The 25088-nt window shown below is 51.0% G+C and carries 20 protein-coding genes and 1 riboswitch; of the genes, 15 read left to right on the forward strand and 5 right to left on the reverse strand.

Translation table 11 applies throughout. The features are described 5' to 3' along the window. Positions 1 to 27: 27 nt before the first annotated feature. The gene (gene lysC, locus BGE37_RS16660) at positions 28 to 1377 is read right to left on the reverse strand and encodes a lysine-sensitive aspartokinase 3 (protein WP_105288231.1); all 1350 of its coding nucleotides are present in this window, start codon (positions 1375 to 1377) and stop codon (positions 28 to 30) included. 91 nt (positions 1378 to 1468) lie between these two features. Beyond that, positions 1469 to 1665: riboswitch (Lysine riboswitch) on the reverse strand. Between the two features lie 236 nt (positions 1666 to 1901). Here lysC and pgi point away from each other — a divergent pair. From pgi to psiE, 6 genes are all read left to right on the forward strand, one after another. Then, positions 1902 to 3551 carry a glucose-6-phosphate isomerase gene (gene pgi / locus BGE37_RS16675; RefSeq protein WP_105288232.1) on the forward strand — a complete coding sequence of 550 codons (1650 nt, stop codon included), beginning with the start codon at positions 1902 to 1904 and terminating at the stop codon, positions 3549 to 3551. A gap of 515 nt (positions 3552 to 4066) precedes the next feature. Then, a complete protein-coding gene (gene yjbE, locus BGE37_RS16680) occupies positions 4067 to 4309 on the forward strand; it encodes an exopolysaccharide production protein YjbE (RefSeq protein ID WP_000757329.1) in 243 nt (80 codons plus the stop codon). A 114-nt stretch (positions 4310 to 4423) separates the two neighbouring features. After that, positions 4424 to 5062, forward strand: coding sequence for a YjbF family lipoprotein (locus tag BGE37_RS16685; protein WP_001296632.1), 639 nt, complete (start codon positions 4424 to 4426; stop codon positions 5060 to 5062). Next, positions 5059 to 5796 (forward strand): capsule biosynthesis GfcC family protein, encoded by a 738-nt coding sequence (locus BGE37_RS16690; protein WP_105288233.1) that lies wholly within the window; start codon positions 5059 to 5061, stop codon positions 5794 to 5796. Before BGE37_RS16685 ends, BGE37_RS16690 begins: the two co-directional genes overlap by 4 nt. After that, complete coding sequence (locus tag BGE37_RS16695) at positions 5796 to 7892, forward strand: YjbH domain-containing protein (RefSeq protein WP_105288234.1); 2097 nt, start codon at positions 5796 to 5798, stop codon at positions 7890 to 7892. The genes BGE37_RS16690 and BGE37_RS16695 overlap by 1 nt, the downstream gene beginning before the upstream one ends. A gap of 120 nt (positions 7893 to 8012) precedes the next feature. After that, complete coding sequence (psiE, locus tag BGE37_RS16700) at positions 8013 to 8423, forward strand: phosphate-starvation-inducible protein PsiE (protein ID WP_000202899.1); 411 nt, start codon at positions 8013 to 8015, stop codon at positions 8421 to 8423. A 93-nt stretch (positions 8424 to 8516) separates the two neighbouring features. Here psiE and malG read toward each other — a convergent pair whose 3' ends face one another. From malG to malE, 3 genes are all read right to left on the reverse strand, one after another. After that, complete coding sequence (gene malG, locus BGE37_RS16705) at positions 8517 to 9407, reverse strand: maltose ABC transporter permease MalG (RefSeq protein ID WP_001252058.1); 891 nt, start codon at positions 9405 to 9407, stop codon at positions 8517 to 8519. 14 nt (positions 9408 to 9421) lie between these two features. Continuing rightward, a complete protein-coding gene (gene malF / locus BGE37_RS16710) occupies positions 9422 to 10966 on the reverse strand; it encodes a maltose ABC transporter permease MalF (protein WP_001353545.1) in 1545 nt (514 codons plus the stop codon). A gap of 153 nt (positions 10967 to 11119) precedes the next feature. Further along, positions 11120 to 12310, reverse strand: coding sequence for a maltose/maltodextrin ABC transporter substrate-binding protein MalE (gene malE, locus BGE37_RS16715; RefSeq protein WP_000695398.1), 1191 nt, complete (start codon positions 12308 to 12310; stop codon positions 11120 to 11122). A 364-nt stretch (positions 12311 to 12674) separates the two neighbouring features. Here malE and malK point away from each other — a divergent pair, with 364 nt between their 5' ends. The 6 genes from malK to ubiA all read left to right on the forward strand — a co-directional run bounded on the left by malK (position 12675) and on the right by ubiA (position 19778). After that, a complete protein-coding gene (gene malK, locus BGE37_RS16730) occupies positions 12675 to 13790 on the forward strand; it encodes a maltose/maltodextrin ABC transporter ATP-binding protein MalK (RefSeq protein ID WP_000179165.1) in 1116 nt (371 codons plus the stop codon). A gap of 71 nt (positions 13791 to 13861) precedes the next feature. Beyond that, positions 13862 to 15202: a maltoporin LamB gene (gene lamB, locus BGE37_RS16735; protein WP_000973662.1), complete on the forward strand. Its 1341-nt coding sequence runs from the start codon at positions 13862 to 13864 to the stop codon at positions 15200 to 15202. A 242-nt stretch (positions 15203 to 15444) separates the two neighbouring features. Continuing rightward, entirely contained in the window at positions 15445 to 16365 is a 921-nt protein-coding gene (gene malM / locus BGE37_RS16740) for a maltose operon protein MalM (RefSeq protein WP_032185672.1), read from the forward strand. A 228-nt stretch (positions 16366 to 16593) separates the two neighbouring features. Next, the gene (locus BGE37_RS16745) at positions 16594 to 18174 is read left to right on the forward strand and encodes a SopA family protein (protein WP_105288235.1); all 1581 of its coding nucleotides are present in this window, start codon (positions 16594 to 16596) and stop codon (positions 18172 to 18174) included. Positions 18175 to 18395: 221 nt separating this feature from the next. Next, a complete protein-coding gene (gene ubiC / locus BGE37_RS16750; RefSeq protein ID WP_001353542.1) occupies positions 18396 to 18893 on the forward strand; it encodes a chorismate lyase in 498 nt (165 codons plus the stop codon). Between the two features lie 12 nt (positions 18894 to 18905). Further along, a complete protein-coding gene (gene ubiA / locus BGE37_RS16755; RefSeq protein ID WP_000455227.1) occupies positions 18906 to 19778 on the forward strand; it encodes a 4-hydroxybenzoate octaprenyltransferase in 873 nt (290 codons plus the stop codon). 154 nt (positions 19779 to 19932) lie between these two features. Here the strand turns inward: ubiA and plsB are convergent, their stop codons facing one another. After that, positions 19933 to 22356 carry a glycerol-3-phosphate 1-O-acyltransferase PlsB gene (plsB, locus tag BGE37_RS16760; protein ID WP_000017354.1) on the reverse strand — a complete coding sequence of 808 codons (2424 nt, stop codon included), beginning with the start codon at positions 22354 to 22356 and terminating at the stop codon, positions 19933 to 19935. A gap of 170 nt (positions 22357 to 22526) precedes the next feature. Between plsB and dgkA the strand changes: the two genes are divergently transcribed. The 3 genes from dgkA (at position 22527) to dinF (ending at position 25011) form a co-directional block, all read left to right on the forward strand. After that, positions 22527 to 22895 carry a diacylglycerol kinase gene (gene dgkA, locus BGE37_RS16765; protein ID WP_000002907.1) on the forward strand — a complete coding sequence of 123 codons (369 nt, stop codon included), beginning with the start codon at positions 22527 to 22529 and terminating at the stop codon, positions 22893 to 22895. 109 nt (positions 22896 to 23004) lie between these two features. Then, positions 23005 to 23613: a transcriptional repressor LexA gene (gene lexA, locus BGE37_RS16770; protein WP_000646078.1), complete on the forward strand. Its 609-nt coding sequence runs from the start codon at positions 23005 to 23007 to the stop codon at positions 23611 to 23613. A gap of 72 nt (positions 23614 to 23685) precedes the next feature. After that, the gene (dinF, locus tag BGE37_RS16775; protein ID WP_001353541.1) at positions 23686 to 25011 is read left to right on the forward strand and encodes an MATE family efflux transporter DinF; all 1326 of its coding nucleotides are present in this window, start codon (positions 23686 to 23688) and stop codon (positions 25009 to 25011) included. Positions 25012 to 25088: the final 77 nt, after the last annotated feature.

The following is a 25088-nucleotide window of genomic DNA, read 5'->3' on the forward strand; positions in this document are numbered from 1 at the left end:
AATAATGTCTTTCGGACCATACTGTGTTTACTCAAACAAATTAAAATGCAGCTTCTGCACCACCTGCTCGGCATCTTCGCCGGGCACCAGGAAGCACAGGTTATGGCTGGATGCGCCGTAACAAATCATGCGAATGTTGAACGGTTCCAGTACGCCGAATACCTCTTTGCCTACGCCGCAGGCTTTTGACAGGTCATTGCCAATCAACGCGACCAGCGCCAGGCCTTCTTCCACTTCTACCCGGCACAGTGCGGAAAGCTCCATCAGCAGAGATTGCGTCAGCAATGTATCGCCAGTGGAGGTGGAACCGGTGGTATCAAGGGTTAATGCCACGCTCACTTCTGATGTGGTGATTAAATCCACCGAGATATTATGCCGCGCGAGAATGCCGAAAACTTCCGCGAGGAAACCGCGAGAATGCAGCATATTCAGGCTGTGCAAAGTGAGCAGAGTCTGATTACGACGAAGCGCCAGGGCACGGAACAGCGGCGGATTTTCAGTTTTATTGCACACCAGCGTACCACCTGCGCGTGGGGCTTTGCTGGAGCCGACAAACACCGGAATATCGCTGCGTACTGCGGGTAGCAATGTTGCCGGATGCAGTACTTTTGCACCAAAAGTTGCCATCTCTGCCGCTTCGGCAAACGCGATTTCATCAATGCGTTTTGCTGCGGAAACCACGCGTGGATCGGTGGTGTAGATGCCCGGGACGTCGGTCCAGATATCAACACGAGATGCGTGTAAGGCCTCCGCCAGCAAGGCTGCCGTATAATCGCTGCCTCCACGGCCAAGCGTCGTTGTACGACCTTTACTTTCGCTGCCGATAAATCCTTGGGTGATCACTAAGCCTTCATTGAGGCGCGGGAGCAGCTGCAGCGCAGCCAGTTCCGCCAGCGCGGCTACGTCTGGCTCTGCACGACCAAATCGGTCATTAGTACGCATCACTTTACGTACATCAAACCACTGTGCCTGAATATCGCGTTCGCGCAGGATCTCAACAAACAGCAGGGTCGACATCAGCTCGCCGTGGCTGACCAGTTCATCTGTCAGCGCCGGAGACGTTGCCAGCGCCGCCGCTTCTGCCAGAACAGTAATGTTCTCCAGCAGACGTTCAATCTCTTCACGGATAACGTTCGGGTAACGCAGACGTTCCAGAATGGCAAACTGGATATTGCGGATTGCGTCGAGTTTTTCGAATCGCTCGCCAGGTTCCAGTCCTTCAGCTAAAGCGACCAGCAGATTAGTGATACCAGCAGAAGCCGAGAGGACAACTAAACGTACGTTGGCATCAGAAAGCACAATATCAGCACTGCGGTTCATCGCGTCAAAATCAGCTACGCTGGTACCGCCAAATTTGGAGACAACAATTTCAGACATAACTACCTCGTGTCAGGGGATCCATTTTCAGCCTTGGCACAAGGGAAGAGCGGAAGACGGGTGGGCGCAGAGCGATACTTCGCTACTATTTTCACCCAGAAGTGCTCCACCACTTGCGAAACGCCCGACTGCGAACGCTTCTGGTGACAACCCAGGGGATTCAGCCCCTGTAGCCGATGATGAACGTGGCCAGCCGTTCAATCACCTCGGCGATGCACCCCCTCAGGTGTTATCACAGGACTGGCTCCTCCAACACCGTTACTTGGGCAACGCGCCTCTTCTGGCCTGCGCTAGCGCAGGTAGTACATTTATAAATAAAGGGTGAGCGGGGCGGTTGTCAACGATGGGGTCATGCGGATTTTTCATCCACTCCTGGCGGTCAGTAGTTCAGCTAATAAATGCTTCACTGCGCTAAGGGTTTACACTCAACATTACGCTAACGGCACTAAAACCATCACATTTTTCTGTGACTGGCGCTACAATCTTCCAAAGTCACAATTCTCAAAATCAGAAGAGTATTGCTAATGAAAAACATCAATCCAACGCAGACCGCGGCCTGGCAGGCACTACAGAAACACTTCGATGAAATGAAAGACGTTACGATCGCCGATCTTTTTGCTAAAGACGGCGATCGTTTTTCTAAGTTCTCCGCAACCTTCGACGATCAGATGCTGGTGGATTACTCCAAAAACCGCATCACTGAAGAGACGCTGGCGAAATTACAAGATCTGGCGAAAGAGTGCGATCTGGCGGGCGCGATTAAGTCGATGTTCTCTGGCGAGAAGATCAACCGCACTGAAAACCGCGCCGTACTGCACGTAGCGTTGCGTAACCGTAGCAATACCCCGATTCTGGTTGATGGCAAAGATGTCATGCCGGATGTTAACGCCGTGCTGGAGAAGATGAAAACCTTCTCGGAAGCGATTATTTCCGGTGAGTGGAAGGGTTATACCGGCAAAGCAATCACCGACGTGGTGAACATCGGTATCGGCGGTTCTGACCTCGGCCCGTACATGGTGACCGAAGCACTGCGTCCGTACAAAAATCACCTGAACATGCACTTTGTTTCTAACGTCGATGGAACTCACATCGCGGAAGTGCTGAAAAAAGTGAACCCGGAAACCACGCTGTTCCTGGTAGCATCTAAAACCTTCACCACTCAGGAAACCATGACCAACGCCCATAGCGCGCGTGACTGGTTCCTGAAAGCGGCAGGTGATGAACAACACGTTGCGAAACACTTTGCTGCGCTCTCAACCAATGCCAAAGCCGTTGGTGAGTTTGGTATTGATACCGCTAACATGTTCGAGTTTTGGGACTGGGTCGGCGGTCGTTACTCTTTGTGGTCAGCGATTGGCCTGTCGATTGTTCTCTCCATCGGCTTTGATAACTTCGTTGAACTGCTTTCCGGCGCACACGCGATGGACAAGCATTTCTCCACCACACCTGCAGAGAAAAACCTGCCTGTACTGCTGGCGCTGATCGGCATCTGGTACAACAATTTCTTTGGCGCGGAAACTGAAGCGATTCTGCCGTACGACCAGTATATGCACCGTTTCGCAGCGTACTTCCAGCAGGGCAATATGGAGTCCAATGGTAAGTATGTAGACCGTAACGGTAACGTTGTGGATTACCAGACTGGCCCGATTATCTGGGGTGAACCAGGCACTAACGGTCAGCACGCGTTCTACCAGCTGATCCACCAGGGTACGAAGATGGTGCCATGCGATTTCATCGCCCCGGCTATCACCCATAACCCGCTCTCTGATCATCACCAGAAACTGCTGTCTAACTTCTTCGCTCAGACCGAAGCGCTGGCGTTTGGTAAATCCCGCGAAGTGGTTGAGCAGGAATATCGCGATCAGGGTAAAGATCCGGCAACGCTTGACTACGTGGTACCGTTCAAAGTGTTCGAAGGTAATCGCCCAACCAACTCCATCCTGCTGCGTGAAATCACTCCGTTCAGCCTGGGGGCGTTGATTGCGCTGTATGAGCACAAAATCTTTACTCAGGGCGTGATCCTGAACATCTTCACCTTCGACCAGTGGGGCGTGGAGCTGGGTAAACAGCTGGCGAACCGTATTCTGCCAGAGCTGAAAGATGATAAAGAAATCAGCAGCCACGATAGCTCGACCAATGGTCTGATTAACCGCTATAAAGCGTGGCGCGGTTAATCATCGAGCGAGCCTGATGCCGATGATATGTAGGCCGGATAAGGCGTTTACGCCGCATCCGGCAACTGGTGCCTGATGCGACGCGTTACGCGTCTTATCAGGCCTACAGGTCGATGCCGATATGTACATCATATTCGGCAATTAATACATAGCAGGATTGATTAAATAACCTTAATAACAATGCCGACTATAAGTCGGCATTGTTTTATCAGATAAATCCCCTTGTCTGTGATTTAACGAAAATCATACCGTGAGGTTAATCCTAAAATAGATTTTTAATCATGATTGATTTCGGAAAATACGTAGGTTAATTATTTTTGATTTTGTTTTAAATTTTTGATTTTAAATATTATTTATATATAAGTTGAAACTTATATTTGATATTCATTCCAATTATCTTAAAACCCCATCACTAATTCCCCACGCCGTAATTCGCATGCTTTAGTTGTGTATACTCGATCCCGCCCGAAATGTTTTTGGGTAAATCTCCATTCATTCAATGAAGGGAAATTGTTATGAAAAAAGTTCTGTATGGCATTTTTGCCATATCTGCGCTTGCGGCGACTTCTGCGTGGGCTGCACCTGTACAGGTGGGCGAAGCGGCAGGGGCGGCAGCAACGTCGGTTTCGGCGGGTAGCTCCTCCGCAACCAGCGTTAGCACCGTAAGCTCGGCGGTGGGTGTCGCGCTCGCGGCAACCGGTGGCGGTGATGGTTCTAATACCGGGACCACCACAACCACGACCACCAGTACTCAGTAATAAAGTATGTATCCCTAAAATAATTCGAGTCATCGCATCTGTGGCTTGAAGTATGACGGGGATTAACCATAACCACACTCCGGTGTGGTTATTCTGCCCCTCTGGAGAAGAGTCGTGAAGCGACCTGCACTCATTCTTATCTGCCTGCTATTACAGGCTTGTTCAGCCACGACTAAAGAGCTGGGCAATTCACTGTGGGACAGTCTGTTCGGTACGCCAGGCGTACAGCTGACGGACGATGATATTCAAAATATGCCCTACGCCAGCCAGTACATGCAGCTTAATGGCGGGCCGCAGTTGTTTGTGGTGCTGGCCTTCGCTGAAGACGGACAACAAAAATGGGTTACTCAGGATCAAGCCACTCTCGTCACACAACATGGTCGTCTGGTGAAGACTTTGCTTGGCGGCGACAACCTGATTGAAGTGAATAACCTTGCCGCCGACCCGCTGATAAAACCCGCACAAATTGTTGATGGCGCAACCTGGACGCGCACGATGGGCTGGACCGAGTACCAGCAGGTGCGCTACGCCACCGCACGCTCGGTTTTCAAATGGGATGGCACCGATACTGTCAAAGTCGGTAGCGATGAAACTCCGGTTCGTGTGCTGGACGAAGAAGTCTCCACCGACCAGGCTCGCTGGCATAACCGCTATTGGATCGACAGCGAAGGGCAAATTCGCCAGTCGGAACAGTATCTCGGCGCGGATTATTTCCCGGTGAAAACCACTCTCATCAAGGCGGCAAAACAATGATTAAACAAACTATTGCTGCGTTGATTATGAGCGTGGGAGCGTCATCGGTCTTTGCGGCAGGCACCGTCAAAGTGTTCAGTAATGGCAGCAATGAGGCCAAAACGCTAACGGGCGCAGAGCATTTAATCGATCTGGTAGGCCAACCGCGGCTGGCAAACAGTTGGTGGCCCGGAGCGGTGATTAGCGAAGAGCTGGCAACGGCGGCGGCATTACGGCAGCAGCAGGCGTTGCTGACAAGGCTGGCAGAACTGGCCTCAGAATCCAGCACCGACGATGCCGCCGCCATTAACGCCTTACGCCAGCAAATTCAGGCGTTGAAGGTGACGGGCAGACAAAAAATCAATCTTGATCCTGATATCGTGCGCGTTGCCGAACGCGGTAACCCGCCGTTGCAGGGCAACTACACGCTGTGGGTCGGACCACCACCGTCCACGGTCACGTTGTTCGGGCTTATCAGCCGTCCTGGCAATCAGCCATTCACTCCCGGTCGCGACGTGGCGAGCTATCTCTCTGACCAGAGCCTGCTCAGCGGTGCGGATCGCAGCTACGCGTGGGTCGTTTATCCGGATGGACGCACGCAAAAAACTCCGGTGGCTTACTGGAACAAGCGTCACGTAGAGCCGATGCCCGGCAGCATTATTTATGTTGGCCTCGCGGACTCCGTCTGGAGTGAGACGCCTGATGCCCTTAACGCTGACATTCTTCAGACTCTGACGCAGCGGATACCGCAATAATGAAAAAAAGACATCTGCTTAGTTTACTGGCGCTGGGCATTAGCACGGCTTGCTACGGCGAAACATATCCTGCGCCCATTGGTCCGTCGCAATCGGATTTCGGTGGCGTAGGATTATTACAAACACCTACTGCGCGCATGGCGCGGGAAGGGGAGTTGAGTCTGAACTATCGCGATAACGATCAGTACCGTTATTACTCAGCTTCAGTGCAACTCTTCCCGTGGTTGGAAACAACGCTACGCTACACCGACGTGCGCACTCGGCAGTACAGCAGCGTCGAAGCGTTCTCTGGTGATCAAACGTATAAAGATAAAGCCTTCGATCTCAAACTGCGTTTATGGGAAGAGAGTTACTGGCTGCCACAGGTGGCGGTTGGTGCGCGGGATATCGGCGGTACGGGGCTGTTCGATGCGGAATATCTTGTCGCCAGCAAAGCCTGGGGGCCATTCGATTTTACGCTCGGCCTGGGCTGGGGATATCTGGGCACCAGCGGTAACGTGAAAAATCCGCTCTGTTCGGCCAGTGACAAATATTGCTATCGCGATAACAGCTACAAACAAGCGGGATCTATCGACGGCAGCCAGATGTTCCACGGTCCGGCCTCACTGTTTGGCGGCGTGGAATACCAGACGCCCTGGCAGCCGCTGCGTCTGAAACTGGAGTATGAAGGTAATAATTATCAGCAGGATTTTGCCGGGAAGCTGGAGCAAAAAAGTAAGTTTAACGTCGGGGCGATTTATCGCGTTACCGATTGGGCCGACGTTAACCTTAGCTATGAACGCGGTAACACCTTTATGTTTGGCGTCACGCTGCGTACCAACTTTAACGATCTACGCCCGTCCTACAACGATAACGCCCGTCCGCAATATCAACCGCAGCCGCAGGATGCCATTTTGCAGCATTCGGTGGTGGCGAATCAGTTAACGCTGTTGAAATACAACGCCGGACTGGCCGATCCGCAGATCCAGACGAAAGGCGATACGCTGTACGTCACCGGTGAGCAGGTGAAATATCGTGATTCGCGCGAAGGGATCATCCGTGCTAATCGGATCGTGATGAACGATCTGCCGGATGGGATCAAGACGATCCGCGTTACAGAAAATCGCCTTAACATGCCGCAGGTGACGACGGAAACCGATGTCGCCAGCCTGAAAAATCATCTTGCCGGAGAGCCGTTGGGCCACGAAACGAAGCTGGCGCAAAAACGCGTCGAGCCAGTGGTTCCGAAGTCCACCGAGCAGGGCTGGTATATCGACAAATCACGCTTTGATTTTCATATCGATCCGGTGCTAAACCAGTCGGTCGGTGGCCCGGAAAACTTTTACATGTATCAGCTGGGCGTGATGGGAACGGCAGATTTGTGGCTGACGGACCATCTGCTGACCACCGGCAGCCTGTTTGCTAACCTTGCCAACAACTACGACAAGTTTAACTACACCAATCCGCCGCAGGACTCGCACTTACCGCGCGTGCGTACCCATGTGCGTGAGTATGTGCAGAATGATGTCTATGTGAATAACCTGCAAGCCAACTATTTCCAGCATCTGGGCAACGGCTTCTACGGTCAGGTCTACGGTGGTTATCTCGAAACCATGTTTGGCGGCGCGGGGGCAGAAGTATTGTATCGCCCGCTGGATAGCAACTGGGCGTTTGGTCTGGATGCTAACTACGTTAAACAGCGCGACTGGCGTAGTGCGAAAGATATGATGAAATTCACCGATTACAGCGTGAAAACTGGTCATTTGACCGCCTACTGGACGCCATCTTTCGCTCAGGATGTGTTAGTGAAAGCCAGCGTCGGGCAGTATCTGGCAGGGGATAAAGGCGGCACGCTGGAAATCGCCAAACGCTTTGACAGCGGCGTGGTAGTGGGTGGGTATGCCACGATCACGAATGTTTCGAAAGAGGAGTACGGCGAAGGGGACTTCACCAAAGGCGTGTATGTCTCTGTACCGTTGGATCTCTTCTCGTCTGGCCCGACACGCAGCCGTGCGGCGATTGGCTGGACGCCGCTGACGCGTGACGGTGGTCAGCAACTTGGGCGTAAGTTCCAGTTGTACGACATGACCAGCGACCGAAGCGTCAATTTCCGCTAACAAGCAGCGCCGAATACAGGAATCGTATTCGGCGTTGAACAAAACATACACAAAAAATATAGATCTCCGTCACATTTTTGCGTTATACAGGAAGCTCGCCATTGTGAAGGAGGTACTGCTATGACGTCACTCTCTCGTCCGCGCGTGGAGTTTATCTCCACCATTTTGCAGACCGTTCTCAATCTTGGCCTGTTGTGTCTCGGCCTGATTTTGGTTGTCTTCCTCGGCAAAGAAACGGTGCATCTGGCTGATGTGCTGTTCGCGCCAGAACAAGCCAGCAAATATGAGCTGGTGGAAGGGCTGGTGGTTTACTTTCTCTATTTCGAATTTATCGCGCTGATTGTGAAGTACTTTCAGTCCGGTTTTCACTTTCCCTTGCGTTACTTTGTCTATATCGGGATCACCGCCATTGTGCGCTTGATCATCGTCGATCATAAATCACCACTGGATGTGTTGATCTACTCGGCAGCGATCCTGCTACTGGTGATCACCTTATGGCTGTGTAATTCGAAACGGCTGAAGCGGGAGTAAAAAAAGGCGCTCCATAGAGCGCCGAATAACAGTCACAAGTTGGGATAACGTAAGTTGAGGGTGTAGCGGCATAACATTGGCAGAACAACATCTTTAACCTTTCACACCACCTGCCGTCAGTCCGTTGACCAGCCAGCGTTGAGCCAGCAAGAAGACGATGGTGATCGGTAATGCAGACATCACGGCAGCGGCGGCAAAGTCACCCCACAGGTAGTTTTGCGGGTTGAGGTATTGCTGCATTCCCACGGCCAGGGTGTAGCTGTTTACGTCACGCAGTAACAACGACGCGACCGGAACTTCAGTAATGGCAGCGATAAACGACAGGATGAACACCACCGCCAGAATCGGCACTGACAGCGGCAACAGGACAAGGCGGAAGGCCTGCCACGGTGTTGCACCATCCAGCGCCGCCGCTTCTTCCAGCGAACTGTCGATGGTTTCGAAATAGCCTTTGATGGTCCAGACATGCAGCGCAATCCCCCCCAGGTACGCGAAGATTACGCCGCCGTGAGTATTCAGGCCGATGAATGGAATGTACTCACCCAAACGATCAAATAACGCATACAACGCTACCAGTGAAAGCACCGCCGGGAACATCTGGAAAATCAGCATGCCTTTCAGCAGTGTCGCTTTACCAGGAAAGCGCATACGGGCGAAAGCGTAGGCGCAGGTGGTGGAGAGCGCAACAATGCCAATCGCGGAAATTCCGGCGACCTTTACTGAGTTCCACAGCCACAGCAGTACCGGGAACGGCGGTGGCGTAATGCGCCCATCAGCCTGTTCAACGCTAAAACCTAACGCCAGTTTCCAGTGATCCCAGGAGATTTGTTCCGGGATCAGGCTACCAGTCGCGAAGTTCCCCTGACGCAGAGAGATAGCGACGACCATCAGCAGCGGGAACATAATCGCCGCGATAAAAAGTAGCAGTAGCAGATGAGTAATAAACAAACGTGCTTTTTGCGATTTCGGTTGGACCATTGCCATTTTTGTTATCTCCCTTAATCAAACTTCATTCGCGTGGCTTTCAGGTTGACGATCGCCAGCGCACCCACCAGCAGGAAGATCAGCGTGGCAATTGCCGCCGCCAGACCGAAGTCCTGACCACCGCCGCCTTCAAAGGCGATGCGGTAGGTGTAGTTAACGAGCAGGTCGGTATAACCGGCTGGCGTGGTAGTGCCAAGACGATCCGGGCCGCCGTTAGTTAACAGTTGAATCAGCACGAAGTTGTTAAAGTTAAAGGCGAAGCTGGCGATCATTAGCGGTGTGAGCGGCTTAATCAGCAGCGGCAGCGTAATTTTAAAGAAGTTCTGGAATGGACCTGCGCCATCCATTGCTGAGGCTTCATACAGATCGTCCGGAATCGCTTTCAACAAGCCCATGCAGAGGATCATCATGTACGGATAACCCAGCCAGGTGTTGACGATAATCAGCATCGTGCGGGCAGTGGTCGGATCGCTAAACCAGGCAGGCTTCACGCCAAATAGCGCGCTCAACATCATGTTGATTTCACCGAAGCTCTGGTTAAACAACCCTTTGAAAATCAAGATTGAAATAAACGATGGCACCGCGTAGGGCAGAATCAGCAGGACACGATAGACCGCTTTGCCGCGCAACGCTTCCCACTGCACCAGACACGCCAGAACCATGCCGACCGCCACTGTTAAAAAGACGGTGATTAGCGAGAACACCACGGTCCAGACGAAAATGGCGAGGAACGGTTTCTGAATGCCTTCGTCGGTGAAGACGCGGGTAAAGTTTTTCCAGCCGGTGGTCACGGTGTAACCGGGGCTTAACTTTTCATCGCCCCAGTTGCCGTCGGCGGTAATGGACTGGTAAAAACCAATTTGGTTATTCGGCCGATATTTCACACCGCTCTGGTTATTCGTCAGCGTGCCGTCACCGTCGAGTGTGTAGAGCGGCTGCGTGCCAGAAAACTGGCGCAAGGAGCTCATCATCACTTTGTTACCATCCGGCAGAATGGCAGTAATGTCACTCAGCGCCTGACGATTCTGGGTAATCACACGCAGATTCGCGCGCTCGCCTTCAGGCTGGGCGGCTGTTTCTTTTAGTTGCAGTTTTTGCTCGCCGCCAAATTTAAACGCGTCGGAGAGGTAATTTTTGCCAGTTTCGCCGTCGCTGAGCGCCAGTTGCCACTCATCGCCCGCCGGGTAAAGACCAAAGTTATAGGTTTTGCCTGCTTGCCAGGAGCGATCTAACAACACTTCCTGCGCACGTTCAAAAGTCAGCTGGTTAGTGCTGCTGTAGTTGGTGAAGGCAATGGCGATGGTGCAGACCAGAGGGAAAAGGACGAATAGCCCCATCCCAGCCATTCCCGGATAGACATAGCGCCAGGCGTAGGCTTTACGATTGGCGAAAATATAGAGCCCCGCTGAACTCAATATCAGCGTGGTAATGGCGAACAGGTATTCCCCTTGTGCGTACATTAAAACAACAAGGTAACCCACCAGCAGGCCGAGCAGACCTAACACTGACCATTTCAGCGCGTCGCTTTGCCACCAATGTTTCTTTTTAATGACATCCATGGGGTTCTTCCTCATTCCAGGACAGATAAAGCATTTACGCCTTATCCGACAACAACTGCCTGATGCGACGCTGACGCGTCTTATCAGGCCTACATACGTTTCGGTTTTGTAGGCCGGATAAGGCGTTTACGCCGCATCCGGCATTTCACTGCATTACTTGGTGATACGAGTCTGTGCATCTTTCAGCGCTGCATCCACAGTCTGACGACCGCTGGCGGCGTTGATCACGGCAGTACGCACGGCATACCAGAAAGCGGACATCTGCGGGATATTCGGCATAATTTCACCTTTCTGAGCGTTATCCATGGTGGCGGCAATACGAGGATCTTTCGCAAGTTCATCCTGATAGGACTTCAGCGCTACTGCACCCAGCGGTTTATCTTTATTAACCGCTTCCAGGCCTTCGTCAGTCAGCAGATAGTTTTCGAGGAACTCTTTCGCCAGCTCTTTGTTCGGACTGGCGGCGTTAATACCCGCGCTCAGTACGCCCACGAACGGTTTGGATGGCTGGCCCTTAAAGGTCGGCAGTACCGTTACACCATAATTCACTTTGCTGGTGTCGATGTTGGACCATGCCCACGGGCCGTTGATGGTCATCGCTGTTTCGCCTTTATTAAAGGCGGCTTCTGCGATGGAGTAATCGGTGTCCGCATTCATGTGTTTGTTTTTAATCAGGTCAACCAGGAAGGTCAGACCCGCTTTCGCGCCAGCGTTATCCACGCCCACGTCTTTAATGTCGTACTTGCCGTTTTCGTACTTGAACGCATAACCCCCGTCAGCAGCAATCAGCGGCCAGGTGAAGTACGGTTCTTGCAGGTTGAACATTAGCGCGCTCTTACCTTTCGCTTTCAGTTCTTTATCCAGCGCTGGGATCTCTTCCCATGTTTTTGGCGGGTTCGGCAGCAGATCTTTGTTATAAATCAGCGATAACGCTTCGACAGAAATTGGGTAAGCAATCAGCTTGCCGTTGTAACGTACGGCATCCCAGGTAAACGGATACAGCTTGTCCTGGAACGCTTTGTCTGGGGTGATTTCAGCCAACAGGCCAGATTGAGCATAGCCACCAAAGCGGTCGTGCGCCCAGAAGATAATGTCAGGGCCATCGCCAGTTGCCGCAACCTGAGGGAATTTCTCTTCCAGTTTATCCGGATGCTCAACGGTGACTTTAATTCCGGTATCTTTCTCGAATTTCTTACCGACTTCAGCGAGGCCGTTGTAGCCTTTGTCGCCGTTAATCCAGATTACCAGTTTACCTTCTTCGATTTTGGCGAGAGCCGAGGCGGAAAACATCATCGTCGTTAATGCGGATAATGCGAGGATGCGTGCACCTGTTTTTATTTTCATAATCTATGGTCCTTGTTGGTGAAGTGCTCGTGAAAACACCTAAACGGACTCTAGTTTCTTTATACGGCAACCTCTTTCCATCCTCCTTGCCCCTACGCCCCTCCGTTGCTTTGTGTGATCTCTGTTACAGAATTGGCGGTAATGTGGAGATGCGCACATAAAATCGCCACGATTTTTGCAAGCAACTTCACGAAATTCCTTACATGGTCTCGGTTTAGTTCACAGAAGCCGCGTTCTCATCCTCCCGCCTCCTCCCCCATAAAAAAGCCAGGGGGTGGAGGATTTAAGCCATCTTCTGATGACGCATAGTCAGCCCATCATGAATGTTGCTGTCGATGACAGGTTGTAACAAAGGGAGAAGGGCATGGCGAGCGTACAGCTGCAAAATGTAACGAAAGCCTGGGGCGAGGTCGTGGTATCGAAAGATATCAATCTCGACATCCATGAAGGTGAATTCGTGGTGTTTGTCGGGCCGTCTGGCTGCGGAAAATCGACTTTACTGCGCATGATTGCCGGGCTTGAGACGATCACCAGCGGCGACCTGTTCATCGGTGAGAAACGGATGAATGACACTCCGCCAGCAGAACGCGGCGTTGGTATGGTGTTCCAGTCTTACGCGCTCTATCCCCACCTGTCAGTAGCAGAAAACATGTCATTTGGCCTGAAACTGGCAGGCGCGAAAAAAGAGGTGATTAACCAACGCGTTAACCAGGTGGCGGAAGTGCTGCAACTGGCGCATTTGCTGGATCGCAAACCGAAAGCGCTCTCCGGTGGTCAGCGTCAGCGTGTGGCGATTGGCCGTACGCTGGTGGCCGAGCCAAGCGTATTTTTGCTCGATGAACCGCTCTCCAACCTTGATGCCGCACTGCGTGTGCAAATGCGTATCGAAATCTCCCGCCTGCATAAACGCCTGGGCCGCACGATGATTTACGTCACCCACGATCAGGTCGAAGCGATGACGCTGGCCGACAAAATCGTGGTGCTGGACGCCGGTCGCGTGGCGCAGGTTGGGAAACCGCTGGAGCTGTACCACTATCCGGCAGACCGCTTTGTCGCCGGATTCATCGGTTCGCCAAAGATGAACTTCCTGCCGGTAAAAGTGACCGCCACCGCAATCGATCAAGTGCAGGTGGAACTGCCGATGCCGAATCGTCAGCAAGTCTGGCTGCCGGTTGAAAGCCGTGATGTCCAGGTTGGAGCCAATATGTCGCTGGGTATTCGCCCGGAACATCTACTGCCGAGTGATATCGCTGACGTCATCCTTGAGGGTGAAGTTCAGGTCGTCGAGCAGCTCGGCAACGAAACTCAAATCCATATCCAGATCCCTTCCATTCGTCAAAACCTGGTGTACCGCCAGAACGACGTGGTGTTGGTAGAAGAAGGTGCCACATTCGCTATCGGCCTGCCGCCAGAGCGTTGCCATCTGTTCCGTGAGGATGGCACTGCATGTCGTCGACTGCATAAGGAGCCGGGCGTTTAAGCACCCCACAAAACACACAAAGCCTGTCACAGGTGATGTGAAAAAAGAAAAGCAATGACTCAGGAGATAGAATGATGATTACTCTGCGCAAACTTCCTCTGGCGGTTGCCGTCGCAGCGGGCGTAATGTCTGCTCAGGCAATGGCTGTTGATTTCCACGGCTATGCACGTTCCGGTATTGGCTGGACAGGTAGCGGCGGCGAACAACAGTGTTTCCAGACTACCGGTGCTCAAAGTAAATACCGTCTTGGCAACGAATGTGAAACTTATGCTGAATTAAAATTGGGTCAGGAAGTGTGGAAAGAAGGCGATAAGAGCTTCTATTTCGACACTAACGTGGCCTATTCCGTCGCGCAACAAAATGACTGGGAAGCTACCGATCCAGCCTTCCGTGAAGCAAACGTGCAGGGTAAAAACCTGATTGAATGGCTGCCAGGCTCCACCATCTGGGCAGGTAAGCGTTTCTACCAACGTCATGACGTTCATATGATCGACTTCTACTACTGGGATATTTCTGGTCCTGGTGCCGGTCTGGAAAACATCGATGTTGGCTTTGGTAAACTCTCTCTGGCAGCAACCCGTTCCTCTGAAGCTGGTGGTTCTTCCTCTTTCGCCAGCAATAATATTTATGACTATACCAACGAAACCGCGAACGACGTATTCGACGTACGTTTAGCGCAGATGGAAATCAACCCGGGCGGCACGTTAGAGCTGGGTGTCGACTACGGTCGTGCCAATCTGCGTGATAACTATCGTCTGGTTGATGGTGCATCGAAAGATGGCTGGTTATTCACTGCAGAACATACTCAGAGTGTCCTGAAGGGCTTTAACAAGTTTGTTGTTCAGTACGCTACTGACTCGATGACCTCACAGGGTAAAGGTCTGTCGCAGGGTTCTGGCGTTGCGTTTGATAACGAAAAATTTGCCTACAATATCAATAACAACGGTCACATGCTTCGTATCCTCGACCATGGTGCGATCTCCATGGGCGACAACTGGGACATGATGTACGTGGGTATGTACCAGGATATCAACTGGGATAACGACAACGGCACCAAATGGTGGACCGTCGGTATTCGCCCGATGTATAAGTGGACGCCAATCATGAGCACCGTGATGGAAATCGGCTACGACAACGTCGAATCCCAGCGCACTGGTGACAAGAACAATCAGTACAAAATTACCCTCGCACAACAATGGCAAGCTGGCGACAGCATCTGGTCACGCCCGGCTATTCGTGTCTTCGCAACCTACGCCAAGTGGGATGAGAAATGGGGTTATGACTACAACGGTAGCTCTTCAACCAACCCATACTACGGCAAAGCTGTTCCAGCTGATTTCAACGGCGGCAGCTTCGGACGTGGCGACAGCGACGAGTGGACCTTCGGTGCTCAGATGGAAATCTGGTGGTAATAGCAAAACCTGGGCCGGATAAGGCGTTCGCGCCGCTTCCGGCAATCAGCGCCTGATGCGACGCTTGCGCGTCTTATCAGGCCTACAACGGCTGTCAAATGTAGGCCGGATAAGGCGTTTACGCCGCATCCGGCATAAAAACAGGTTGTCATTATCTGAAAGGGGCGAAAGCCCCTCTGATTATCGGGTTTGGCGCGCTATTGCCTGGCTACCGCTGAACTCCAGATTTTGAGGTGAAAACAATGAAAATGAATAAAAGTCTCATCGCCCTCTGTTTATCAGCAGGGTTGCTGGCAAGCGTGCCTGGAGTCAGCCTTGCCGAAGTTAACTACGTACCGCAAAACACCAGTGACGCGCCAGCCATTCCATCTGCCGCGCTGCAACAACTCACCTGGACACCGGTCGATCAATCGAAAACCCAGACCACCCAACTGGCGACCGGTGGCCAACAACTGAACGTTCCCGGCATCAGTGGTCCGGTTGCTGCGTACAGCGTCCCGGCAAACATTGGCGAACTGACCCTAACGCTGACCAGCGAAGTGAACAAACAAACTAGCGTATTTGCGCCGAACGTGCTGATTCTTGATCAGAATATGACCCCATCAGCCTTCTTCCCCAGCAGTTATTTCACCTACCAGGAACCTGGCGTGATGAGCGCAGACCGTCTGGAAGGCGTTATGCGCCTGACACCGGCGTTGGGGCAGCAGAAACTTTATGTACTGGTCTTTACCACGGAAAAAGATCTCCAGCAGACGACCCAACTGCTCGACCCGGCAAAAGCCTATGCCAAAGGCGTCGGTAACTCGATCCCGGATATTCCTGACCCGGTTGCTCGTCATACCACCGATGGCTTACTGAAACTGAAAGTGAAAACGAACTCCAGTTCCAGCGTGTTGGTGGGGCCTCTATTTGGTTCTTCCGCTCCAGCTCCGGTTACGGTAGGCAACACGGCGGCACCAGCTGTGGCTGCACCCGCTCCGGCACCGGTGAAGAAAAGCGAGCCGATGCTCAACGACACGGAAAGTTATTTTAATACCGCGATCAAAAACGCTGTCGCGAAAGGTGATGTTGATAAGGCGTTAAAACTGCTTGATGAAGCTGAACGCCTGGGGTCGACATCTGCCCGTTCCACCTTTATCAGCAGTGTAAAAGGCAAGGGGTAATTACGCCCCACAGTGCTGATTTTGCAACAACTGGTGCGTCTCCTGACGCACCTTTTTTTATGCTTATTTCCTGGGATATGAGCGATTTTTTATAGTACTTCGCTTCTTCTTCACTAAGAATGTGCATTATCTCAATGCCATATCAGAGATTCTTTTCCTATCCCCGGTAGTGTCTGGACGCTCAGGCTACTTTTCCAGGTTATTTTATTTCTGTAATACAGAGGTTTTATGATAGGTCATATCACAAATTCTGGCGGCAATAACTCTTTGATGAAACATGATGTGGTGCAAGGAAATAATAAATTAGATCTTGATTTACTACGTAATTTCAATGGGGTACCAAGGTTAAATCGAGAAAATTTTATTTATATCAGCAATATATTTTTAAATATAAAACAACGGAACGAAAAAAATCATTCAATAAATATGTTTCGTGAAGTCTCAATCAGTAATGATATTATAAGCGTAAAATTTTATAGAAATGAAAAAATAGAGTGTGCTTGTGATTTTCTGATGGATAAAGATGCGCAGGGGTATATCGACCTGTCTGATTTGGATTTAACAAGTTGCCATTTTAAAGGTGACGTTATTTCGGAGGTATCTTTTTTATCGTCAAATCTACAACATGCAACTTTCGAATGTAAAGAAATTGAGAATTGCAATTTTACTAAGGCAACAGTTAATAATGTCATATTTAAATGTCGACGTTTACACAATGTGATTTTTCTCAAAACGAGTGGCGAATGTGTTGATTTTAGCCAAAATATTCTTGATACAGTTGACTTCTCGCAGAGTCAACTTGGTCATAGTAATTTTCGCGAATGTCAGATTAAAAATTCAAACTTCGATAATTGTTATCTTTATGCTTCGCACTTCACCAGAGCAGAATTTCTTTCTACCAAAGAAATATCATTTATTAAATCGAATCTGACAGCTGTTATGTTTGATCATGTGCGAATGTCGACAGGGAATTTTAAAGACTGCATTACAGAGCAATTGGCATTAACGATTGATTACTCAGATATATTTGGTAATGAAGATCTTGATGGTTATATCAATGGCATTATCCAAATGATTAATACGTTGCCTGATAATGCAGTGAAATTAAAATCCGTTCTGGCAGTCAAACTGGTGATACAATTAAAAATTCTTAATATTGTTAATAAAAACTTTATTGAGAATATGAAAAACACATTTAGTCATTATCCTTATGTGAGCAATCCAATTATACGTAGCTATTTATATCATGATGAAGATGATAAGTTCGATATTTTTATGCGTCAACATCGTTTTAGTAAGGTGAAATTTGATGTCACACAGATGAATACTTTCATTAATAGATTTCGTGTGAATAAATGGTTGATTGATCAAAATAATAATTTTTTTATCCAACTTATCGATCAGGCTCTACGATCATCGGATGAGTTTATCAGAGAAAATGCCTGGTATCTTTATAAAGAGTGGATACGCAGTGATAATATATCACCTATATTTAAAGAAGTTGACGATTATTTAAGAACATTTAACGCCAAGCAATTAACACAAAACGACAATATCTTTATCTTGTTTTCCTCTGTCGATGATGGGCCAGTTATGGTGGTAAGCTCCCAGCGCTTACATGATATGTTGAATCCTACAAAAGATACCCATTGGAATTCCCCCTATATCTTTAAATCCAGACATGAAATGCTGCCTGTTAATATTACTCCGGAAACACTTTTTGGCTCCACATCTCATGATGAACATGCGCTTTTCCCAATTTTTACTGCAAGTTGGCGAGCTATCCATAAAAAGAATAAAGGTGTGTAAGTAAAGGAAAACATCACCATTCCTGGCATCCCGGGCGGTGATGCCCCTATGGTTGCTCTTGCCAGCACGGGCATCGGCAAGCGTAAGGTTCAACAGCGTTTTATCACTTCATGCGATTGTTGCGTTTTTGTTGCGCATTAGATCACTTAATTTGCTATACATCTCCCGTAAACACTTTTCTGCGATACAATGCCTTTACGTTATGTAACGGAGAGTTCGGCATGTCACACCCCGCGTTAACGCAACTGCGTGCGCTGCGCTATTTTACAGAGATCCCTTCCCTGGATCCGCAACTGCTCGACTGGTTGTTGCTGGAAGATTCCATGACGAAACGTTTTGAGCAGCAGGGAAAAACAGTGAGCGTGACGATGATCCGCGAAGGGTTTGTCGGGCAGAATGAAATCCACGAAGAACTGCCATTGTTGCCGAAAGAGTCCCGTTACTGGTTACGTGAAATTTTGTTATGTGCCGATGGTGAACCGTGGCTTGCCGGTCGTACCGTCGTTCCTGAGTCAACGTTAAGCGGGCCAGAGCTGGCGTTACAAAAATTGGGTAAAACGCCGTTAGGACGCTATCTGTTCACATCATCGACATTAACCCGGGACTTTATTGAGATAGGCCGTGATGCCGGACTGTGGGGGCGACGTTCCCGCCTGCGATTAAGCGGTAAACCGCTGTTGCTAACCGAACTGTTTTTACCGGCGTCACCGTTGTACTAAGAGGAAAAAAATATGGAGTGGAGTCTGACGCAGAATAAGCTGCTGGCGTTTCATCGCTTAATGCGTACGGATAAGCCAATTGGCGCGTTACTGCTGCTCTGGCCAACATTATGGGCACTGTGGGTAGCGACACCGGGCGTTCCCCAGCTCTGGATCCTGGCGGTGTTTGTCGCGGGTGTCTGGCTGATGCGCGCTGCTGGTTGTGTGGTGAATGATTATGCTGACCGCAAGTTTGATGGTCATGTTAAGCGTACGGCGAACCGACCACTTCCCAGCGGCGCGGTAACGGAGAAAGAGGCGCGTGCGCTGTTTGTCGTGCTGGTACTGATTTCGTTTTTACTGGTGCTGACGCTGAATACGATGACCATTCTGTTGTCGATTGCCGCGCTGGCGCTGGCGTGGGTGTACCCGTTTATGAAGCGGTATACCCATCTACCGCAAGTGGTGCTGGGGGCGGCGTTTGGCTGGTCGATTCCAATGGCTTTTGCCGCTGTGAGTGAGTCGGTGCCGTTGAGTTGTTGGTTAATGTTTCTTGCCAATATTCTGTGGGCAGTGGCTTACGACACGCAGTATGCGATGGTTGATCGTGATGATGATGTGAAGATTGGCATTAAATCCACCGCAATCCTGTTCGGCCAATACGATAAATTGATTATTGGTATTTTGCAGATTGGCGTACTGGCGCTGATGGCGATCATCGGTGAGTTAAATGGCTTAGGCTGGGGATATTACTGGTCAATTTTGGTGGCTGGCGCGCTGTTTGTTTATCAACAAAAACTGATTGCCAACCGCGAGCGAGAAGCCTGCTTTAAGGCATTTATGAATAATAACTATGTTGGTCTGGTACTGTTTTTAGGGCTGGCAATGAGTTACTGGCATTTCTGATGATGTAAAAAAGCCGGATGATCATCCGGCTTTCTTCTGGGCTGCCTGATGCGCTGCGCTTCTCAGGCCTACACAACATATCGCAATTTATTGAATTTGCAGATCATGGTAGGCCGAATAAGGCGTTTGCGCCGCATCCGGCAATTCTCACTGATTACCCTTCGCCCTGCGTCGCACTCTCAATCGTCAAACGCACGTCTGATGTAATCAACTCCGCCAGCAACTGATAGACTTTCATCGTTTCTGCCGGTTCGGCGTCGCCGCTATCGCTGATATACCCTTCATCACGCAGTGTTAGCACCAGAGAACTGAACACCGCCTTGTCGAAGAACTCTGGCGCGTTGATACCGTGCAGCACGGAGAGACGTTGCGCGACGGTGCGGCTCTCTTTTTCCAGCGTACCGCGGTTGATCGACGGGTTGGCGCTCAACAGCCAGAAGGTGATGGCATAACGTTGCAGCGTTTCGCGCGCGCCTGCGGCCAGCAGCTGTAGCGTGCGAGAATGCGCCGGGTTGATATGCAACTCATCATCTTGCAGGGTAATCAGACCCTGACGTTGCATCTCATTTGCCAGCGCATCAATAACGTCTGGCAATTCGTCGCGATCCCAGCGCAGGAACAGCTCCGCTTTCAGCATTGGGTAAAGCACATTGACGTGCTCCATCAATACGTCGCGGGAGATGTGGCGATGCTGAGTGACAATTGCCGCCATCAGCGAAGGCAGCACCAACATATGCGCAATGTTGTTGCGATAGTAGGTCATCAACACCGCTTGCTCGCGCGGCAGAATGATGATGTCGCCGATAGTGTCTTTCTCGACTTCAAACTTGTTCATTTGCAGCGCGTGATCGATAAGCTCGCTGGCGCTGGCTGAAGGAACGGTAGAGTCCGTGGAGTAAGGTACATTGCGCATCAGATCCAGGTAGCAGTTGAGTTGCTCGGTTAACTGCTCGCGGGTGAGTGAGCGCTGACGTGACGCCAGAAGCGCAGTACAGCACAGGTTCATGGCGTTTGCCGCGCCTGCGTTGTTAATGCGTACCATCAGATCGGCAGCAATATTATTGACCGTCGGCGTTAACCAGGCCGGACGCACCGCTTCGATGGGATCGATAGATTCACGCCAGTCAGGTACATGCTGGTTAAGGTAGGTCATCAACGGCATTGGTTCACCGAAGTTGACGTAACCCTGACCGAGATTACGTAGCTTGCTTAACCCGCGCAGCATCTGCGGCAAACTCTCTTTCTCTTTCGTCGCACCGCGCAGTTCTTTGGCGTAAGTACCCACTTCCATGACATGCTCATACCCGATATAGATCGGAATCAGCGTAATCGGACGCGTACCGCCACGCAGCATCGCCTGAATGGTCATCGACAGTGTACCGGTTTTCGGGTCAAGCAAACGCCCCGTACGGGAACGACCGCCTTCTACAAAGTACTCGACGGAATAACCACGGCTGAACAGTTCGCCGAGATACTCACGGAAAACGGTGGAGTAGAGTTTATTGCCTTTAAAAGTACGGCGAATGAAGAACGCACCCAGACGGCGGAAAATCGGCCCGGCAGGCCAGAAGTTCAGGTTGATCCCGGCGGCGATATGCGGTGGCACCAGCCCCTGGTGATAGAGCACGTAAGAAAGCAGCAGGTAGTCCATGTGACTGCGGTGGCAAGGCACATATACCAGCTCATGACCGTCATGAGCCAGCTGGCGAACGCGCTCAGCGTTATGGACGTTAATGCCCTGATAAAGTCGGTTCCAGGTGAAGCCCAGAATACGGTCAGTCAGGCGAATCATCTCGTAAGAGAAATTCGCCGCAATCTCTTCCATCAGTGCAATGGCGTTCTGCTGCGCTTTTTCATGGGAGATTTTTTTGCTGCGCGCTTCATCTTCTACCGCTTTGGCAATGGCGCGGGAGGCGAGCAGCTTATTAAACAGATCCTGACGGGCAGGAAGACGTGGACCTACGGCAGCCAGACGCTGACGAGCAAAGTGCATACGTGCCACGCGCGCTAGTTTCTGGGCGATAGTTTTATCCGTGCCGTGTTCATCGGCCATGCGGCGCAGAGAAACTGACGGTGAGAAACGCACAAAACTGTCGCGACCGAGCCACAGTACGGCGAAAAATTTCTGCACGCCATTTAGCATACGCAGCGGTGGGTTCACTTCACCTTTTTCCCGCCCAGGCGCGCGACCGAACATCACCGATACTGGCACCATCTGCACATCCAGATTTGGATTGCTACGATGCAAATCAAGATAGTCGTGGAACAGCTTAATGGACTCTTCTTTCGGCGTGTAATAGGTGAACACACGCGGCCCGCCGTGAATGAACACATAGCGCGGCAGTAGCGTGCCGTCAATCTCCAGCGGCTCTAAGGGGTCAGGCAGGTCATGTGCCAGACACTGGGCGCGCAACGTCAGCAAATCTGCTTTCGAGTTGTACGGTAAAACGTACATAATTGGACGAGAGGTATCCAGTCCCAGTTCCGGGGCAGGATCTGCCGGAATAGACTTGCTTTTTACCAGGATGCTTAATGGTAAATTCAGTAATTTGTAGTAAATTCGTGGCCAGCCGGACATAAACGATGTAAAGCCTCTGGTTAATAATGCAAATGCGCGGCAAGGATAGCAGAAACTCATGGGAAATTCTGTGGTATCCGCTCATGTTTCGCGCGGCGTTACGCAAACCCGAATCATCGGATTTAACGGTACACTGATATTGACGCTCATAATGTAAAAAGGTTCTTTCAATGGCCAATAATACCACTGGATTCACTCGAATTATCAAAGCTGCTGGCTATTCCTGGAAGGGGTTACGCGCGGCATGGATCAACGAAGCGGCATTCCGTCAGGAAGGCGTAGCGGTATTGTTGGCGGTGGTCATCGCCTGTTGGCTGGATGTGGACGCGATTACTCGCGTGCTGCTTATCAGCTCCGTCATGCTGGTGATGATTGTGGAAATTCTCAATAGTGCCATTGAAGCCGTGGTTGACCGAATTGGCTCTGAATACCATGAGCTTTCCGGACGCGCTAAAGATATGGGGTCCGCTGCGGTACTGATCGCGATTATCGTCGCCGTGATTACCTGGTGCATCCTGTTATGGTCGCATTTTGGATAACCCTTCCAGAATTCGATAAATCTCTGGTTTATTGTGCAGTTTATGGTTCCAAAATCGCCTTTTGCTGTATATACTCACAGCATAACTGTATATACACCCAGGGGGCGGAATGAAAGCGTTAACGGCCAGGCAGCAAGAGGTGTTTGATCTCATCCGTGATCACATCAGCCAGACAGGTATGCCGCCGACGCGTGCGGAAATCGCGCAGCGTTTGGGGTTCCGTTCCCCAAACGCGGCTGAAGAACATCTGAAAGCGCTGGCACGCAAAGGCGTTATTGAAATTGTTTCCGGCGCATCACGCGGGATTCGTCTGTTACAGGAAGAGGAAGAGGGGTTGCCACTGGTAGGTCGTGTGGCTGCCGGTGAACCGCTTCTGGCGCAGCAGCACATTGAAGGTCATTATCAGGTTGATCCTTCCTTGTTCAAGCCGAATGCGGATTTCCTGCTGCGCGTCAGCGGGATGTCGATGAAAGATATCGGCATTATGGATGGCGACTTGCTGGCTGTGCATAAAACTCAGGACGTACGTAATGGTCAGGTCGTCGTCGCTCGTATTGATGACGAAGTTACCGTTAAGCGTCTGAAAAAACAGGGCAATAAAGTCGAACTGTTGCCAGAAAACAGTGAGTTTAAACCGATTGTCGTTGACCTTCGTCAGCAAAGCTTCACGATTGAAGGGCTGGCGGTTGGGGTTATTCGCAACGGCGACTGGCTGTGACATATCTCTGAGACCGCGATGCCGCCTGGCGTCGCGGTTTGTTTTTCATCTCTCTTCATCAGGCTTGTCTGCATGGCATTCCTCACTTCATCTGATAAAGCACTCTGGCATCTCGCCTTACCCATGATTTTCTCCAATATCACCGTCCCGTTGCTTGGGCTGGTCGATACGGCGGTTATTGGTCATCTTGATAGTCCGGTTTATCTGGGCGGTGTGGCGGTTGGTGCAACGGCGACCAGCTTTCTCTTTATGCTGTTGCTGTTTTTGCGCATGAGCACCACCGGGCTTACTGCGCAGGCTTATGGTGCCCAAAATCCCCAGGCATTAGCCCGTGCGCTGGTACAGCCGTTGCTGTTGGCTCTGGGGGCTGGGGCGTTAATTGCGCTACTGCGTACGCCGATTATCGATCTGGCGCTGCATATTGTTGGCGGTAGCGAAGCAGTGCTGGAACAGGCGCGGCGCTTTCTTGAAATCCGCTGGTTAAGCGCACCGGCGTCGCTGGCGAATCTGGTGTTACTTGGCTGGCTACTCGGCGTGCAATATGCCCGTGCGCCAGTAATTTTGTTAGTAGTCGGCAATATTCTCAACATAGTGCTGGATGTCTGGCTGGTGATGGGGCTGCATATGAACGTGCAGGGCGCTGCGCTGGCGACGGTTATTGCGGAATATGCAACATTGCTGATTGGTCTGCTACTAGTGCGTAAAATCATCAAAACACGCGGTATCTCCGGCGAAATGCTGAAAAAAGCCTGGCGAGGTAATTTCCGCCGTTTGCTGGCGCTTAACCGCGATATCATGCTGCGCTCGCTGTTGCTGCAACTCTGTTTTGGTGCGATCACCGTACTTGGCGCACGACTTGGAAGTGACATCATCGCGGTAAACGCGGTTCTGATGACGCTACTCACCTTTACCGCCTATGCGCTTGATGGTTTTGCCTACGCGGTTGAAGCGCATTCAGGTCAGGCGTACGGTGCGCGCGACGGGAGCCAGCTATTGGAGGTCTGGCGCGCAGCGTGCCGCCAGTCGGGGATCGTTGCACTGCTGTTTTCGGTGATTTATTTACTGGCAGGGGAACACATCATTGCGTTGTTGACGTCGTTAACCCAGATTCAACAGCTGGCCGACCGCTATCTTATCTGGCAGGTGATTTTGCCATTGGTCGGTGTCTGGTGTTATCTACTGGACGGCATGTTTATAGGCGCAACGCGTGCGGCTGAAATGCGTAACAGTATGGCGGTAGCAGCAGCAGGTTTTGCCCTGACGCTCCTTACGCTGCCGTGGCTGGGCAATCATGGTTTGTGGTTGGCGTTAACTGTCTTTCTGGCGCTGCGCGGGCTTTCTCTGGCAGCTATCTGGCAGCGTCACTGGCGCAACGGTACCTGGTTTGCAGCAACGTGACGGTTAAAAATTCTGAATAAATAATCCTGGGTAAAATTCCTGACTACACTTAATCTCACGTTCAGAAGAAAAGTGAG

Origin of the sequence: Escherichia sp. MOD1-EC6300, assembly GCF_002965045.1 — a bacterium.
In the GTDB taxonomy this organism is placed as follows: domain Bacteria; phylum Pseudomonadota; class Gammaproteobacteria; order Enterobacterales; family Enterobacteriaceae; genus Escherichia; species Escherichia coli_F.